The following is a 12,940-nucleotide window of genomic DNA, read 5'->3' on the forward strand; positions in this document are numbered from 1 at the left end:
GGGTGCTTGCCATCGTGTGCCCCGGACAGGGCTCGCAGTCCCCGGGGATGCTCGCCCCGTGGCTCGAGCTGCCAGGCGTCGCCGACCTCGTCGGGGAGCTCTCCGAGGCGGCCGGCCTCGACCTCGTCGAGCACGGCACCCGGTCCGACGCGGACACCATCCGGGACACCGCCGTCGCGCAGCCGCTCATCGTCGCCAGCGGGCTCGTGGCGCTCACGGCGCTCCTGGACGGCCGCGACGCGGCGCCGCTGGTCGGCGCCACCGCCGGGCACTCGGTCGGCGAGCTGACGGCCGCGGCCGTCGCGGGCGTGCTGACCCCGGTCGACGCGGTCCGGCTGGTCGCGGCCCGGGCCAGGGCGATGGCCGGCGCGGCGGCCCTGGAGGAGACCGGGATGAGCGCCGTCGTCGGCGGCGACCCCGAGGAGGTGCTCGCGGCGATCGAGTCCGCCGGTGCGGCACCCGCGAACGTCAACGGTGGCGGCCAGGTGGTCGCCGCCGGGGACCTCGACTCGTTGCGCCGGCTCTCCGAGGCGCCGCCCGCCAAGGCGCGGGTCATCCCGTTGCAGGTCGCCGGTGCGTTCCACACCCGCTTCATGGCTCCCGCGGTCGACGAGTTCCGGTCGGCGACCCACGCCGTGACGGCCGCCGCCCCGAGCCTGCCGTGGCTGTCCGACCTCGACGGCGAGCCGATGCCCGCCGACGGGGAAGCGATCCTCGAGCGGCTGGTCGGCCAGGTGGTCGCACCCGTGCGCTGGGACCTCGTCCAGGACGGGCTGCGCGAGCGCGGCGTCACCGCCCTCGTCGAGCTCGCGCCGGCGGGGGTGCTCACCGGTCTGGCCCGGCGTACCCTGCCCGGCGTCACGACCATCGCCGTCAAGACGCCGGACGACCTCGACGCGGCGTACCAGATCCTCTCTCAGGAGCGCTCGTGAGTCTTCGTCAGGCCAGCGGCCCGCAGTACTCCCGGATCCTCGCCATCGCGGGCGTCCGCGGGGACAACGTCGTCACCAACGACGACGTCGCCGGTCCCATCGACTCCTCGGACGAGTGGATCCGCCAGCGCACGGGCATCGTCACGCGCCGTCGGGCCGGCTCGGACGTCGACGTGGTGGACCTGTCCGAGCGCGCCGCACGCAAGGCGCTCGAGGCAGCGGGCCTGGAGGGCAGCGACATCGACGTCGTGCTGCTGTCCACGGTGACCTACTTCCACCAGACCCCGGCTGCGGCCGCGATCGTGGCCGACCGGATCGGAGCGACGCCGGCCGCCGCCTACGACATCTCGGCGGCGTGCGCGGGCTACAGCTACGGCATCGGCCAGGCCGACGCGATGGTGCGGGCGGGCCTGGCCCGCAACGTGCTGGTGATCGGCGCCGAGAAGATGAGCGACTTCATCGACCCGACCGACCGGTCGATCAGCTTCCTGCTCGGCGACGGCGCCGGCGCCGCGATCGTCGGCGCGTCCGACTCCCCCGGCATCGGCCCCACCATCTGGGGCTCGGACGGTGGCCGCGCGTCGCTCATCACCCAGACCGCGTCGCTGCCGGAGGCGGTCTCGTCGGGGGTCATGCCGACGCTCCGCCAGGAGGGCGCGAGCGTGTTCAAGTGGGCCGTGTGGCAGATGGCGCCGATCGCGCAGCAGGCGATCGAGGCCGCGGGGCTCACGCCCGACGACATCGACGTGTTCGTGCCGCACCAGGCGAACATGCGGATCATCGACCAGCTGATCAAGCAGCTCAAGCTGCCCGAGCGGGTCGTGGTCGGCCGCGACATCGCCGAGACCGGCAACACCAGCGCGGCCTCCATCCCGCTCGCCACCGAACGGCTGCTGCGCGAGGGCCTGGCCAAGAGCGGGGACGTCGCGCTGCAGATCGGCTTCGGCGCGGGCCTCGTCTACGCGGCGCAGGTCGTCGTCCTCCCCTAGTTTCCCGGTGGCCGTCCGGTCACCGACCTTCCAGCACAAGGAGCGCACCATGGCGTACAGCGAGCAGGAGATCCTGGCCGGCCTTGCCGAGATCGTGAGCGAGGAGACCGGCCTGCCGACGGACTCCGTCTCGCCCGAGAAGTCCTTCACCGACGACCTCGACATCGACTCGCTGTCGATGATGACGATCGTCACGCTCGCCGAGGAGAAGTTCTCGGTCCGCATCCCCGACGACGAGGTCAAGAACCTCGCCACCGTGGGCGACGCGGTCTCGTTCATCAACGGCGCGCAGTCCTGACCCGCGTGGACGGCCGGTGCACGCCGGCCGTCCACGATCGCCGTCCACCATCCCCGTCCACCCATCCCTGGAGGTAGCTGTGACCGATGTCGTCGTCACCGGACTCGGCGCGACCACCCCGTTGGGTGGAGATGTCGCCTCGACCTGGAGCAGTGCGCTCGCAGGCGTCTCCGGCGCCCATACGCTCGACAACGACTGGGCCGACACGTACGAGATCCCGGTGCGGTTCGCCGCCCGGCTCGCCGTGCCGGCCGAGGACGTCCTGCCCCGCCCCGAGACCAAGCGGATGGACCCCTCGGCGCAGTACGCGATCATCGCGACGCGCGAGGCCTGGACGCACGCCGGCGCACCCGAGGTCGAGCCCGAGCGGCTCGGCGTCGTGGTGAGCTCCGGCATCGGCGGGATCTGGACGACCCTCGACGCCTGGGACACCCTTCAGGCCAAGGGCGCACGTCGAGTGCTCCCGATGACCGTCCCGATGCTGATGCCGAACTCCCCCGCCGCGTACGTCGAGCTCGAGGTCGGCGCCCGTGCGGGCGCCCACGCCCTGGTCTCGGCCTGCGCGTCGGGTGCCGAGGCGATCGGCTACGGCGTGGAGATGATCCGCTCCGGCCGGGCCGACGTGGTCGTCGCGGGCGGCACCGAGGCGGCGATCCACCCGATGCCGATCGCCGCGTTCGCCGCGTCGCGGACGTTGTCGACCCGGAACGACGACCCCGAGGGTGCGTCGCGTCCGTACGACACGGGCCGCGACGGGTTCGTGCTCGGCGAGGGCTCGGGCATCGTGGTGCTCGAGAGCGCCGAGCACGCGGCGGCGCGGGGCGCCACGGTCCACGCCAGGATCGCGGGCGTCGGCCTGTCCGCCGACGGCTACCACATGACCTCGCCGGAGCCGAGCGGCCGCGGGCAGATCGCGGCCATGCGGATGGCGTTGCGCGACGCCGACGTGGCGGCCGTCGACGTGCACCACGTCAACGCGCACGCGACCTCGACCGTGGTGGGCGACCTGATCGAGGCCCGCAGCGTGCGCGAGGTGCTCGGCTCCGACGCGGACCACGTCGCGCTCTCCGCGACCAAGTCGATGACCGGGCACCTGCTCGGCGGCGCGGGCGCGCTCGAGACGATCTTCACGATCCTCGCCCTGCGCGAGCGCCAGGCGCCGCCGACGATCAACGTCACGGACCCCGACCCCGAGCTCGTCCTGGACCTCGTGCGCGGGCAGTCGCGCGCGCTGCCGGGCGGGCCGCTCGCGGCCATCAACAACTCGTTCGGGTTCGGCGGGCACAACGTCGCGCTGGTGGTCACCACGGCGTGACCCCGGCGAGGCACTCTCGGCGGCGACGGGTAGCCTGAACCGTGAGGGAAGGTGGCTCGTGCTGCGCAACGTGATGGTCCTGGTCGGCCTGGGGTTGGCGATCTACGCCCTGGCGGACTGCGTCCAGGCGCGCCGGTACGTCCGGACGCTGCCGTGGGGTATGTGGGTCCTCGTCATCCTCGTGCCGTTCGTCGGTCCGATCGCCTATCTGATGGCCGGCCGACCCACCGCGGAGCAGGCCAGGCGGTCGGTTCCCTGGGCGGCCACCACCACGGCCGGGTTCCCCGAGCACGAGCGGCCGCGTGACGTGCCGCCTCGCGGCCCGGAGGACGACCCGGAGTTCCTCGCCAAGATCGCGGAGGAGCGCCGCCACGAGCAGATGCTCAAGGACTGGGAGGCGCAGCTCCGGGAACGCGAGGAGTCCCTCGATCGCGACGACAGCGCCCGCGAGGCCGACACCGAGGACGACCGGCACCTCGAGGACTGACCGAATCGGCACGGCCGCACCAGCGGGCCGCGCCACAGCACGACCCCGGAGGCATCGTTGCCCAAGATCGTGGCCCGGCCCGAGCGCCGCGAGCTCCTGATCGACGTCACCTGGAAGCTCATCGTCGCGGAGGGCCTGGACGCCGTCACCCTGCGGCGGGTCGCCGCCGACGCCGGCTTCGCCAACGGCGCGGTGAAGCCGTACTTCAGCTCGAAGGCCGCGCTGATGGAAGCGGCCTACCGTCGGGCCTTCGACCGGACCGTGGACCGCGCGGCCCTCAGCGTGGGCACACGCACCGGCCTGGACGCCATCCGACGGCTCTGCCTGGAGATCATGCCGCTGGACGACGAGCGCAGGGTCGAGGCGCGGGTCGTGATCGCGTTCTGGGAGGCGGCGATCGGCGAGCCGACGATGGCCAAGGTGTTCCGAGACACGGTGTCCTCGTTCTCCGACGATCTCGCGCGCTATCTCGCGCAGGCCCGCGAGGCCGGCGAGGTCACGGTTGCCGAGCCGAACAGCGCGATCGTCGACGAGCTGCTGTGGATGATGATGGGTCTCCAGTCGATGTGCTGGCTGATGCCCCAGCAGACCTCCGCGCGCCGTCAGCGGGCGGTGCTCGACCGGTTCCTCGAGAACCTCGGCGCGCCCGAGCCCGCCGTGCTCACGGGTGACGAACCGATGGGTAGTTAACTCCAGCGTCATCCGTACGGGCCGAACCTCAATCGAGTTGAAACGTCCGAGGACTTCCCCGGAAATTCTCCGACCGGAGAATTTCCGGCATGACTACCACACAAGGAACGGCCACCTCTGGTGGTGTGGCACCGTCCTCGTCCTCGGACGACATCGGTCGCACGCTGAGCGGGAACCTCGGCGTCGGCTCCATCGTGTTCATGGTCGTCGCGGCCGCGGCCCCCCTCACGGTCATCGGCGGCGCGGCACCGCTCGGCATCGCGCTGGGCAACGGCGTGGGCTTCCCGAGCCTGTACGCCATCTCCGGCGTCGTGCTGCTCCTGTTCTCGGTCGGGCTCGCCGCGATGGCCCGATCGGTCCCCCGGCCCGGCGCGTTCTTCACCTACGTCGGCTACGGCATGAACCGGGCGCTCGGCCTCGGCGCGGCCTGGCTGGCGCTCCTCACCTACACCGCCGTCCAGCTCGCCGTGTACTTCTACATCGGCTTCAGCCTCAACCTGTACCTCACGACGCTGCTCGGGGCGCCCGACATCCCGTGGTGGGCCTACAGCCTCGCGACGATCGCACTGGTCGGCTACCTCGGCTACCGGAACATCGAGCTGAGCTCGAAGGTCCTCGGTGTGCTCCTCGTCGCCGAGATCGGGATCACGCTCGTGCTGTCGTTCGCGGTGATGCTCCGCGGCGGAGCCGAGGGTCTGTCGCTCGAGCCGTTCGCCGTGTCGAACATCGTCTCCGGCTCGCCCGGCGTCGGCCTGATGCTGGCCTTCGCGGGCTTCATCGGGTTCGAGTCCACCGCGATCTTCCGTGACGAGGCCAAGAACCCGCAGAAGACCATCCCGAGGGCGACGTACCTCGCCGTGATCATCATCGGGGTCTTCTACACCTTCGCCGGCTGGGCGCTCGTGATGGCCTGGGGGCCGTCGCAGGTCCAGGCCTACGCGCTGGACAACGCCGGCAGCATGATCCACGACACTGCCGCGAACTACCTCGGCCCGGTCGGCGGCATCGCGATCGAGACGCTGCTGCTCACGTCGCTGTTCGCCTGCGTGCTGTCGTTCCACAACGTCCTGACCCGCTACCAGCACGTGATGGGCAAGGTTCAGGTCCTGCCCACGCCGTTGAGCCTGGTGCACACCAAGCACGCCTCGCCGCACGTGTCGTCCATCGCGCAGACCGCGGTCGCGGCGCTGCTCATCGTCACGTTCGCCGTGATCGGGCTCGACCCGGTGATGCAGGGCTTCACCTGGGCCTCGGGTCTGGCCACCATCGCCATCGTCGTGCTCATGGCGCTGACCTCGGTCGCGGTGGTGATGTACTTCCGCCGGTTCCCCAACGAGGAACGCAACGTCTGGAAGTCGACGATCGCGCCGATCCTGGCGACCATCGGGCTGATCGGCGTGTGCGCGACGATCGTCGCCTACTTCCCGATGCTCGTCGGCGGGGACGGCTGGGGACTGTCGATCATCATCCTCTCGCTGGTGCCCATCGCCCTGGCGATCGGTGTGGTGCAGGGCCTGCTGCTGCGGCAGTCCCGCCCGAGCACCTACGCCGGCATCATCGACGCGATCTCGGTCTGATGACGATCGCGGTCTGCGTCAAGCACGTGCCGGACCCCGCGGACCCTGCGGTCCTCGCGGCCGACCTCCGGGTCGACCGCGAGGCCGCGGCCGGGATGCTCTGCAGCCTGGACGAGTACGCCGTGGACCGGGCGGTGCAGCTGCGCCACCCCGGCGAACGGGTGGTCGCGGTCACGATGGGCCCGCGGGGTGCCAGAGCGGCCGTCACCCGGGCGCTCCAGATGGGCGCCGACGAGGGTCTCGTCATCACCGACCCGTCGCTCGCCGGCGCGGACGCCGTCACGACCGCGGCTGTGCTCGCGGCGGCGGTCAGGTCCCTGGGCGACGTGGACCTCGTGCTCTGCGGGATGTCCTCCACCGACGGCAGCACGGGAACCGTGCCCCCGATGGTCGCCGACCTGCTCGGCTGGGGGTGCGCGGGGCACGCCGTCGCGGTCGTCCGCGAGGCCGGGCACGTCACCATCGAGCGCGACGACCCTGACGCCCGTCGCACCCTGGTCGCCCCGTTGCCGGCCGTGGTCTCGGTGACCGACCTGAGCGGCGAGCCGAGCTACCCCTCGTTCAAGGCGATCCTCGCGGCCAAGCGCCGCCCGGTCCGCGAGGTGTCGCTCGCCGAGCTCCCGGTTCGGACGTCCGCGCGGGGCCTGCGAACGGTGGCCGCAACCGTCGCACCGCCCCGGGCCCCGGCCCGGATCGTCACCGACGTCGACGGCTCGGGCGCCCACGCACTCGTGCAGGTCCTCACCGATCGCTTCCCGATGGGGGTGTCATGATCCTCTGCCCGCTCGACCTCCTCGACACCACACCCGAGGCCGACGAGACGCTCGTCCGCATGGTCGCCGGTCTCGACCAGGTGACCTGCCTGCTCGGCTCGGAGCCCGACCGGGACCGAGTGGCCTCCCTGGGCGCCGCCGGCGCGGAGCGTCTGCTCTGGGCACCGATGGCCCCGGAGTCCCCCACCGGCCTGCGCGTGGACGCGCTCGCGTCCTGCGTCGGCCCGGAGGACCTGGTCGTGGCGCCGGCCACCCGACAGGGCACCGAGATCGCCGCCCGGCTGGCGCTCCGCCTGGGTCGCGCGATCAGCGTCAGCGCCGAGACCATCACGTCGACCGAGGGGCAGCTCGAGGTCACCGCGGGCGCCTTCAGCGGCACCTGGCGGCTGACCGCCGAGCTGCCGTACGCCTCCGTGGTCACCATGTCCACGGTCGGCGCAGATCCCGCCACCGGCGCCCCGCGGGCACCCGAGGTGCGTCGCCTCGACGTCGACCTGGTTCCCGATCCGCGCGAACCCGTCGTGATCGGGACCACCGCGAAGGACGCGGGCGACGGCCCGAGCCTCGCCCAGGCGTCGATCGTCGTCGCCGGGGGCCGTGGGACCGACGGCGACTTCTCCCTGCTGGAACAGCTGGCGACGTTGCTCGGTGGCGCGGTGGGCTCGTCCCGGGTGGCGGTCGACCTGGGGTGGGCCGGCCCGGAGCAGCAGGTCGGCCAGACCGGAGCCACGGTCGCACCCGACCTCTACATCGCCGCCGGGATCTCCGGCGCCGTCCAGCACCTCGCCGGCATGAGTGCGGCGAAGCACGTGGTGGCCATCAACACCGACCCCGACGCGCCCATCTTCCGCAGCTGCGACCTCGGCATCGTCGGCGACCTGCAGACCGTGCTCGCCGAGACCGTCACCACCGTGCGCTCGCACGCGCGCGCCATCCCTGCCTGACCCATCACCACTGAGGAGCACCCGATGTCCAGCACCATCACGTTCCGCTACCTGAGCGAGCCCGAGGCCGTGCAGGCCGGGGTCACCGACATGCCGGCCTGCATCGACGCGATGGAGGAGATGTTCGCCTGCCTGGGGGTCGGCGACTACCGGATGGCCGGCGCCGACGGCAACTCCCACGGCGCCATGGTCACGTTCCCGGAGACCTCACCGTTCCCGAACATGCCGGTCGACGGCCCGGACCGACGGTTCATGGCCATGCCGGCCTACCTCGGCGGCCCCTTCGACCTCGCGGGGATGAAGTGGTACGGGTCGAACGTCGCGAACCGCCAGAAGGGCCAGCCGCGCTCGATCCTGATGTTCACGCTCAACGACAAGGACACCGGCGCACCGCTCATGGTCATGTCGGCGAACCTGCTGTCCGCCTACCGCACCGGCGCCGTGCCCGGAGTCGGGGCGCGCTACCTCGCCAGCCCGGACTCGACCGTCGCCGGGATCATCGGCCCGGGCGTGATGGGCAGGACCGGCCTCGAGGCGTTCGTGGCCACCTGCCCGAAGCTGTCGACGGTCAAGGTGCTGGGCCGGGGCCAGGAGTCGCTCGACACGTTCCAGCGCTGGGCCAAGGAGACGTTCCCGCAGCTCGAGGTGTACGTCGTGGACAGCGTCGAGGAGTGCATCACGGGAGCCGACGTCATCAACGTCGGCACGTCCTCGCCTGCCGGGTCGCAGAACTACCCGTACCTGAAGGAGGAGTGGCTCAAGCCCGGTGCGTACGTCTCGGTGGTCGGGTTCTCGAAGTTCGACGAGGACTTCCTGCTGAAGCGCGCCTACAACGTCGTCGACAACAGCGGGCTGTACTCGACGTGGGCCGAGGAGTACCCGTACCCGACCTGGGAGCTGATCGGGCTCGCCGGGTGCCAGATGTGGGACCTCGTCACCGAGGGCAAGCTCGACCCGGCCACGGTCACCGACCTCGCCGACCTCGTGCTCGGGCGATCGGCCCGCACGCCCGCGCCCGACCAGGTGCGCATCCTCGGCGTGGGTGGCATGCCGATCGAGGACGTCGCCTGGGCGAGCCGCGTCTACGCCAACGCCGTCGAGAAGGGCATCGGCACCGAGCTGCTGCTCTGGGACACGCCGGCGCTGGCCTGAGGGCCGCTGGGTGGACGTGGACAGGAGCAGTGGAGAGGAGTGGTGATGACTCGTGATGTGGTGATCGTCGGCGCGGGCGTCGAAGGCTTGTCGACCGCCCACGCCCTGGCGACCAGCGGCGTGACGAACGTCGTGGTCGTCGATCGCGACGCGATCGCATCGGGGGGTACCGGACGTTCCGCGGGCATCGTGCGGTGCCACTACGGCGTGCCCGAGATCGCGGCCCTGGCCCGGGAGAGCCTCACCGTGTTCTCCGAGGCCGAGGAGCGGCTCGGCTCACCGGTGGGTTTCGAGCAGGTCGGCTACCTGGTGGGCATCGGCGAGGACAACCTCGCGGCGTTCCGGGCGAGCCTGGCCGCGCAGCAGGCGCTGGGGATCGACACGGGCGAGGTCGGCCACGACGTGGCCGCGGCGCTCTGGCCGGTCGCCGAGCTGGACGACTTCGCGTCGTTCGCGTTCGAGCCGCAGGGCGGCTACGCCGACGGCTACGCGACGGCCCACGCGTTTGCCGGCTCGGCCCGGAGCCTGGGCACCACCGTGACCCAGGGCACGGCCGTGGCGTCCATCGAGGTCCGTGGCGACGCGGTGACCGGGGTCCGGCTCGCGGACGGGACGGGCATCGCCACCGACGCGGTGGTGGTCGCGGCGAGCGCCTGGTCGGTGCCGCTGCTCAGCCCGCTCGGCATCGAGCTCCCGATCACGCCGTACCTGGTCCAGGAGGTGCTCATCGACCCGGGGGTGGACCTGGGCGCGCGGCCGGTGTTCTCCGACATGGTGAGCAAGCAGTACGTCCACCAGCGCGGCCACGAGCTGTTGTTCGGCGACAGCGGCGGCTTCGAACGCCCGATCCCGGACCCGGACCGATACCCGACCCACGCCGAGGACGCGGCGATCGAGCGGTGCGCCGAGAAGGCCCTGCACCGCTTCCCGGGCATCGCCGACCCGAGCGTGAAGACCACGTCGACCGGGATGATCGACGTCACGCCCGACTGGAACCCGATCATCTCGGCGACCGGCATCGACGGGCTCTTCGTCGCGGCGGGCTTCTCCGGCCACGGGTTCAAGATCGCACCGGCGGTCGGGCGCCTCATGGCGGACATCGTCCTCGGCCGCCCCAGCTCCGTCCCGGACGTCCCGACCGAGACCTTCCGGCTGTCCAGGTACGACGAGGGCGCGCCCGTGCTGTCGAAGTTCCCGTACGTCGGCGCGTCGAAGATCCGTTGACGGACACGCGGAAGGAGCTTGCCGTGGCCCAGACCCTCGATCGCTCACCGGTGGCGATCCCGCGCCCTGCCCGGCTGGCGCTCGCCGGCGCGGCAGGGTTGGGACTCCTCGTGGTCGCCGGCCGGCTGCTGTGGCGCCTGGACGCGATCCAGGACTTCGTCGCGCGCTACCCGGGCGTCGCGCCGGGTGCCGAGCAGGTCGGCACGCCGGGCTGGGTGGCGGTGCTGCACGCGGCGAACCTGCTGCTCATCACGCTCGCGGTGCGGTCCGGCCTTGCGATCCGGACGAGCCGGCGGCCCGCGGGCCACTGGACGCGCCGGCGCCGAGCGGGCTCGGGCAGGCCCACGACCGTGACGCTCGAGCAGTGGTTCCACGTCTCGGTCGACATGGCGTGGCTGGCCGTCGGCGCGGCGTACGTCCTGCTGCTCGCCACCTCGGGCCGATGGGTGCGACTGGTCCCGACCACGTGGGAGGTGGTGCCCAACGCGCTGTCGGTGGCACTGCAGTACCTGGCGCTGCACTGGCCGCAGGAGCACGGTTGGGTGGCCTACAACGCGCTGCAGATGCTCGGCTACGCGACGGTGGTGCTCGTGCTCGCCCCGCTCGCCGCCGTCACCGGCTTGCGGACCTCCGTGCTGTGGCCGTGGCCGAACGTCCCGGTGCTCACGCTCGATCGCGCCCGGGCGATCCACTTCCCGGTGATGGTCGCGTTCGTCGGCTTCGTCGTGCTCCACGTGAGCCTCGTGGCCGGCACCGGCGTGGTGCGCAACCTCAACCACATGTTCGGGCTGCGCGACGACGGCTCGGTCGTCGGTCCGCTCGTCGCGCTCGGGGTGCTGGCCCTCGCGGTGCTGGCCTGGCTGGCGGTCCGGCCCACGATCCTGCGTCCGCTCGGCGCCCTGGTGGGCAAGGTGACGCGCTGACGCGTGGGCCCCGTCCCGGGCCGGTCAGCCGACGCGGTGCAGCCACCGCACCGGCGCGCCCGCGCCCGCGTAGCGGAACGGTTCGAGCTCGTCGTCCCACGCCTGACCGAGGGCCAGGTCGAGCTCGCGGCGCAGCTCGGCCGGATCCTCGCGGTCGAGCGCCGCGCGGATCCGGTCCTCCGGGACGAGCGTGTTCCCGTGCACGTCGACCGGTGCGTGGAAGATCCCGAGCTCGGGGGTGTGCGACCAGCGCGCACCGTCGTTGCCGTGCGACGGCTCCTCGGTGACCTCGTAGCGCAGGTGCGCCCAGCCGCGCAGCGCCGAGGTCAACCTCGCCCCGGTTCCCGCGTCGCCCTGCCAGCTGAGCTCGGCCCGGTAGGTGCCGGGATCGGCGGGCTGCGGGGTCCAGTCGAAGGACACGCGTACGCCGATCACCCCGCCGGCCGCCCACTCGATGTGGGGGCACAGGGCGCGGGGTGCTGAGTGCACGAAAAGAACACCGCGCGTCATCTCGTCCTCCTGGGTCGGGGGTCGTCTTCCCCTACGCCCTCGTCCCCGAAGGTTGTGCGGTGTACCGCGGCCAGTATCACCGACGACACCGGCCGCGCGCCAGCAGGCGCGCTCAGGTCAGCCGAGCTGCTCGCGCATCGCCCGCATGGCCTTCTTCCGGACCGACCGCTCGAGGCGGTCGAGGTACAGCAGGCCGTCGAGGTGGTCGCACTCGTGCTGCAGGGCCCGCGCCATCAGCTCCGTGCCCTCGACGACCACCTTCTTGCCGTCGAGGTCGACACCCTCGACCCGCGCGTACCAGGCCCGCTTCGTCGGGTACCAGAGGCCGGGGACCGACAAGCAGCCCTCGTCACCGTCCTGGTACTCGTCCTCGGAGACCTCGACGAGCACCGGGTTCAGCACGTAGCCGATCTCGTCGTCGATGTTCCAGGAGAAGGCGCGGAGGCTCACCCCGATCTGGTTGGCGGCCAGACCCGCTCGCCCGTCGGCGTCGACCGTCTCCAGCAGGTCGTCGACCAGGCCGCGCACGCGGTCGTCGATGTCGCCGATCGGCTCGCAGGGTGTGCGCAGCACGGGGTCACCGACCACGCGGATCTCTCTCATCGCCATGGGGCCGATCCTCCCATGCCTCGTCCCCGCCCGGGGCGTCGGACACGGGTCGCGCCCGGCATCCCCGTACCCTGGTCGCCGGAGGTGGCTGATGCGAGCAAAGGCAGCATTCGTCCTGGGTGGCGTCGTCGGGTACGTGCTGGGCACCAGAGCCGGGCGCGAGCAGTTCGAACGGATCTCGGACCAGGCCAGGCGCGTCTGGGAGGACCCGAAGGTGCAGGAGGCCATCTCGGACGCCACGCAGCGCGCGAGCGCCTACCTCCAGGAGAAGGCTCCCGACCTGCAGGCCACGATCTCCGAAGCGGTGCGCAAGGCGCGATGATCTTCGTCGTGCTCGGCGCCGTCGGCACCATCGGCGGCGCCGGTCTGTTCGTGGCGGCGTTCCGGCGCGGCCAGGCCGGTGACCACGACACCGAGCGCCGGCTGTTCCGCGCCGCGGTGGCCGGCTTCGGCGTCGGGTCGGCCATGTTCGTCATCGCCCTGATGGCCGCCGGTGGGTCCGCCACGTAGCCTCACC

At 72.0% G+C, this 12,940-nt stretch carries 16 protein-coding genes; 14 read left to right on the top strand and 2 right to left on the bottom strand.

Annotated elements, in window-relative coordinates; translation table 11 throughout:
- Positions 1-2: 2 nt before the first annotated feature.
- The 12 genes from OEB99_RS05815 to OEB99_RS05870 all read left to right on the top strand — a co-directional run bounded on the left by OEB99_RS05815 (position 3) and on the right by OEB99_RS05870 (position 11,304).
- Positions 3-932, top strand: a complete 930-nt coding sequence (locus tag OEB99_RS05815) for an ACP S-malonyltransferase (protein WP_263508953.1) — start codon at positions 3-5, stop codon at positions 930-932.
- Positions 929-1,921 (top strand): beta-ketoacyl-ACP synthase III, encoded by a 993-nt coding sequence (locus OEB99_RS05820; protein WP_263508955.1) that lies wholly within the window; start codon positions 929-931, stop codon positions 1,919-1,921. Before OEB99_RS05815 ends, OEB99_RS05820 begins: the two co-directional genes overlap by 4 nt.
- Positions 1,922-1,970: 49 nt before the next feature.
- The gene (locus tag OEB99_RS05825) at positions 1,971-2,219 is read left to right on the top strand and encodes an acyl carrier protein (RefSeq protein ID WP_263508957.1); all 249 of its coding nucleotides are present in this window, start codon (positions 1,971-1,973) and stop codon (positions 2,217-2,219) included.
- Positions 2,220-2,298: 79 nt separating this feature from the next.
- Positions 2,299-3,534 carry a beta-ketoacyl-[acyl-carrier-protein] synthase family protein gene (locus OEB99_RS05830; protein WP_263508958.1) on the top strand — a complete coding sequence of 412 codons (1,236 nt, stop codon included), beginning with the start codon at positions 2,299-2,301 and terminating at the stop codon, positions 3,532-3,534.
- Positions 3,535-3,592: 58 nt separating this feature from the next.
- Entirely contained in the window at positions 3,593-4,021 is a 429-nt protein-coding gene (locus OEB99_RS05835; RefSeq protein WP_263508960.1) for a PLD nuclease N-terminal domain-containing protein, read from the top strand.
- 57 nt (positions 4,022-4,078) lie between these two features.
- Positions 4,079-4,711 (top strand): TetR/AcrR family transcriptional regulator, encoded by a 633-nt coding sequence (locus OEB99_RS05840; protein WP_263508962.1) that lies wholly within the window; start codon positions 4,079-4,081, stop codon positions 4,709-4,711.
- 89 nt (positions 4,712-4,800) lie between these two features.
- Entirely contained in the window at positions 4,801-6,288 is a 1,488-nt protein-coding gene (locus OEB99_RS05845) for an APC family permease (protein ID WP_263508964.1), read from the top strand.
- A complete protein-coding gene (locus tag OEB99_RS05850) occupies positions 6,288-7,061 on the top strand; it encodes an electron transfer flavoprotein subunit beta/FixA family protein (protein ID WP_263508966.1) in 774 nt (257 codons plus the stop codon). Before OEB99_RS05845 ends, OEB99_RS05850 begins: the two co-directional genes overlap by 1 nt.
- Complete coding sequence (locus OEB99_RS05855; protein WP_263508968.1) at positions 7,058-8,005, top strand: electron transfer flavoprotein subunit alpha/FixB family protein; 948 nt, start codon at positions 7,058-7,060, stop codon at positions 8,003-8,005. Before OEB99_RS05850 ends, OEB99_RS05855 begins: the two co-directional genes overlap by 4 nt.
- Before the next feature lie 24 nt (positions 8,006-8,029).
- Positions 8,030-9,157, top strand: a complete 1,128-nt coding sequence (locus OEB99_RS05860) for a tyramine oxidase subunit B (RefSeq protein WP_263508970.1) — start codon at positions 8,030-8,032, stop codon at positions 9,155-9,157.
- Positions 9,158-9,202: 45 nt separating this feature from the next.
- Positions 9,203-10,381: an NAD(P)/FAD-dependent oxidoreductase gene (locus OEB99_RS05865; RefSeq protein ID WP_263508971.1), complete on the top strand. Its 1,179-nt coding sequence runs from the start codon at positions 9,203-9,205 to the stop codon at positions 10,379-10,381.
- Between the two features lie 23 nt (positions 10,382-10,404).
- Positions 10,405-11,304, top strand: coding sequence for a cytochrome b/b6 domain-containing protein (locus OEB99_RS05870; protein WP_263508973.1), 900 nt, complete (start codon positions 10,405-10,407; stop codon positions 11,302-11,304).
- 24 nt (positions 11,305-11,328) lie between these two features.
- On the opposite strand, the gene OEB99_RS05875 is transcribed toward OEB99_RS05870, so the two are convergent.
- On the bottom strand, positions 11,329-11,814 hold the full coding sequence (locus tag OEB99_RS05875) for a DUF3145 domain-containing protein (RefSeq protein WP_263508974.1): 486 nt from the start codon (positions 11,812-11,814) through the stop codon (positions 11,329-11,331).
- A 117-nt stretch (positions 11,815-11,931) separates the two neighbouring features.
- On the bottom strand, positions 11,932-12,423 hold the full coding sequence (def, locus tag OEB99_RS05880) for a peptide deformylase (RefSeq protein WP_263508975.1): 492 nt from the start codon (positions 12,421-12,423) through the stop codon (positions 11,932-11,934).
- A 91-nt stretch (positions 12,424-12,514) separates the two neighbouring features.
- Here def and OEB99_RS05885 point away from each other — a divergent pair, with 91 nt between their 5' ends.
- Together OEB99_RS05885 and OEB99_RS05890 are read left to right on the top strand one after the other, a co-directional pair.
- The gene (locus OEB99_RS05885) at positions 12,515-12,745 is read left to right on the top strand and encodes a YtxH domain-containing protein (RefSeq protein WP_263508976.1); all 231 of its coding nucleotides are present in this window, start codon (positions 12,515-12,517) and stop codon (positions 12,743-12,745) included.
- Positions 12,742-12,933, top strand: coding sequence for a hypothetical protein (locus OEB99_RS05890; protein ID WP_263508978.1), 192 nt, complete (start codon positions 12,742-12,744; stop codon positions 12,931-12,933). The genes OEB99_RS05885 and OEB99_RS05890 overlap by 4 nt, the downstream gene beginning before the upstream one ends.
- Positions 12,934-12,940: the final 7 nt, after the last annotated feature.

It is taken from the genome of Actinotalea endophytica, assembly GCF_025717005.1.
In the GTDB taxonomy this organism is placed as follows: Bacteria; Actinomycetota; Actinomycetes; order Actinomycetales; family Cellulomonadaceae; genus Actinotalea.

Coding starts and splice junctions, on each gene's coding strand:
- OEB99_RS05825 (WP_263508957.1), top strand. CDS start 1,971: ATGGCGTACAGCGAGCAGGAGATCCTGGCCGGCCTTGCCGAGATCGTG.
- OEB99_RS05845 (WP_263508964.1), top strand. CDS start 4,801: ATGACTACCACACAAGGAACGGCCACCTCTGGTGGTGTGGCACCGTCC.
- OEB99_RS05850 (WP_263508966.1), top strand. CDS start 6,288: ATGACGATCGCGGTCTGCGTCAAGCACGTGCCGGACCCCGCGGACCCT.
- OEB99_RS05855 (WP_263508968.1), top strand. CDS start 7,058: ATGATCCTCTGCCCGCTCGACCTCCTCGACACCACACCCGAGGCCGAC.
- OEB99_RS05860 (WP_263508970.1), top strand. CDS start 8,030: ATGTCCAGCACCATCACGTTCCGCTACCTGAGCGAGCCCGAGGCCGTG.
- OEB99_RS05865 (WP_263508971.1), top strand. CDS start 9,203: ATGACTCGTGATGTGGTGATCGTCGGCGCGGGCGTCGAAGGCTTGTCG.
- OEB99_RS05875 (WP_263508974.1), bottom strand. CDS start 11,814: ATGACGCGCGGTGTTCTTTTCGTGCACTCAGCACCCCGCGCCCTGTGC.
- def (WP_263508975.1), bottom strand. CDS start 12,423: ATGGCGATGAGAGAGATCCGCGTGGTCGGTGACCCCGTGCTGCGCACA.
- OEB99_RS05885 (WP_263508976.1), top strand. CDS start 12,515: ATGCGAGCAAAGGCAGCATTCGTCCTGGGTGGCGTCGTCGGGTACGTG.
- OEB99_RS05890 (WP_263508978.1), top strand. CDS start 12,742: ATGATCTTCGTCGTGCTCGGCGCCGTCGGCACCATCGGCGGCGCCGGT.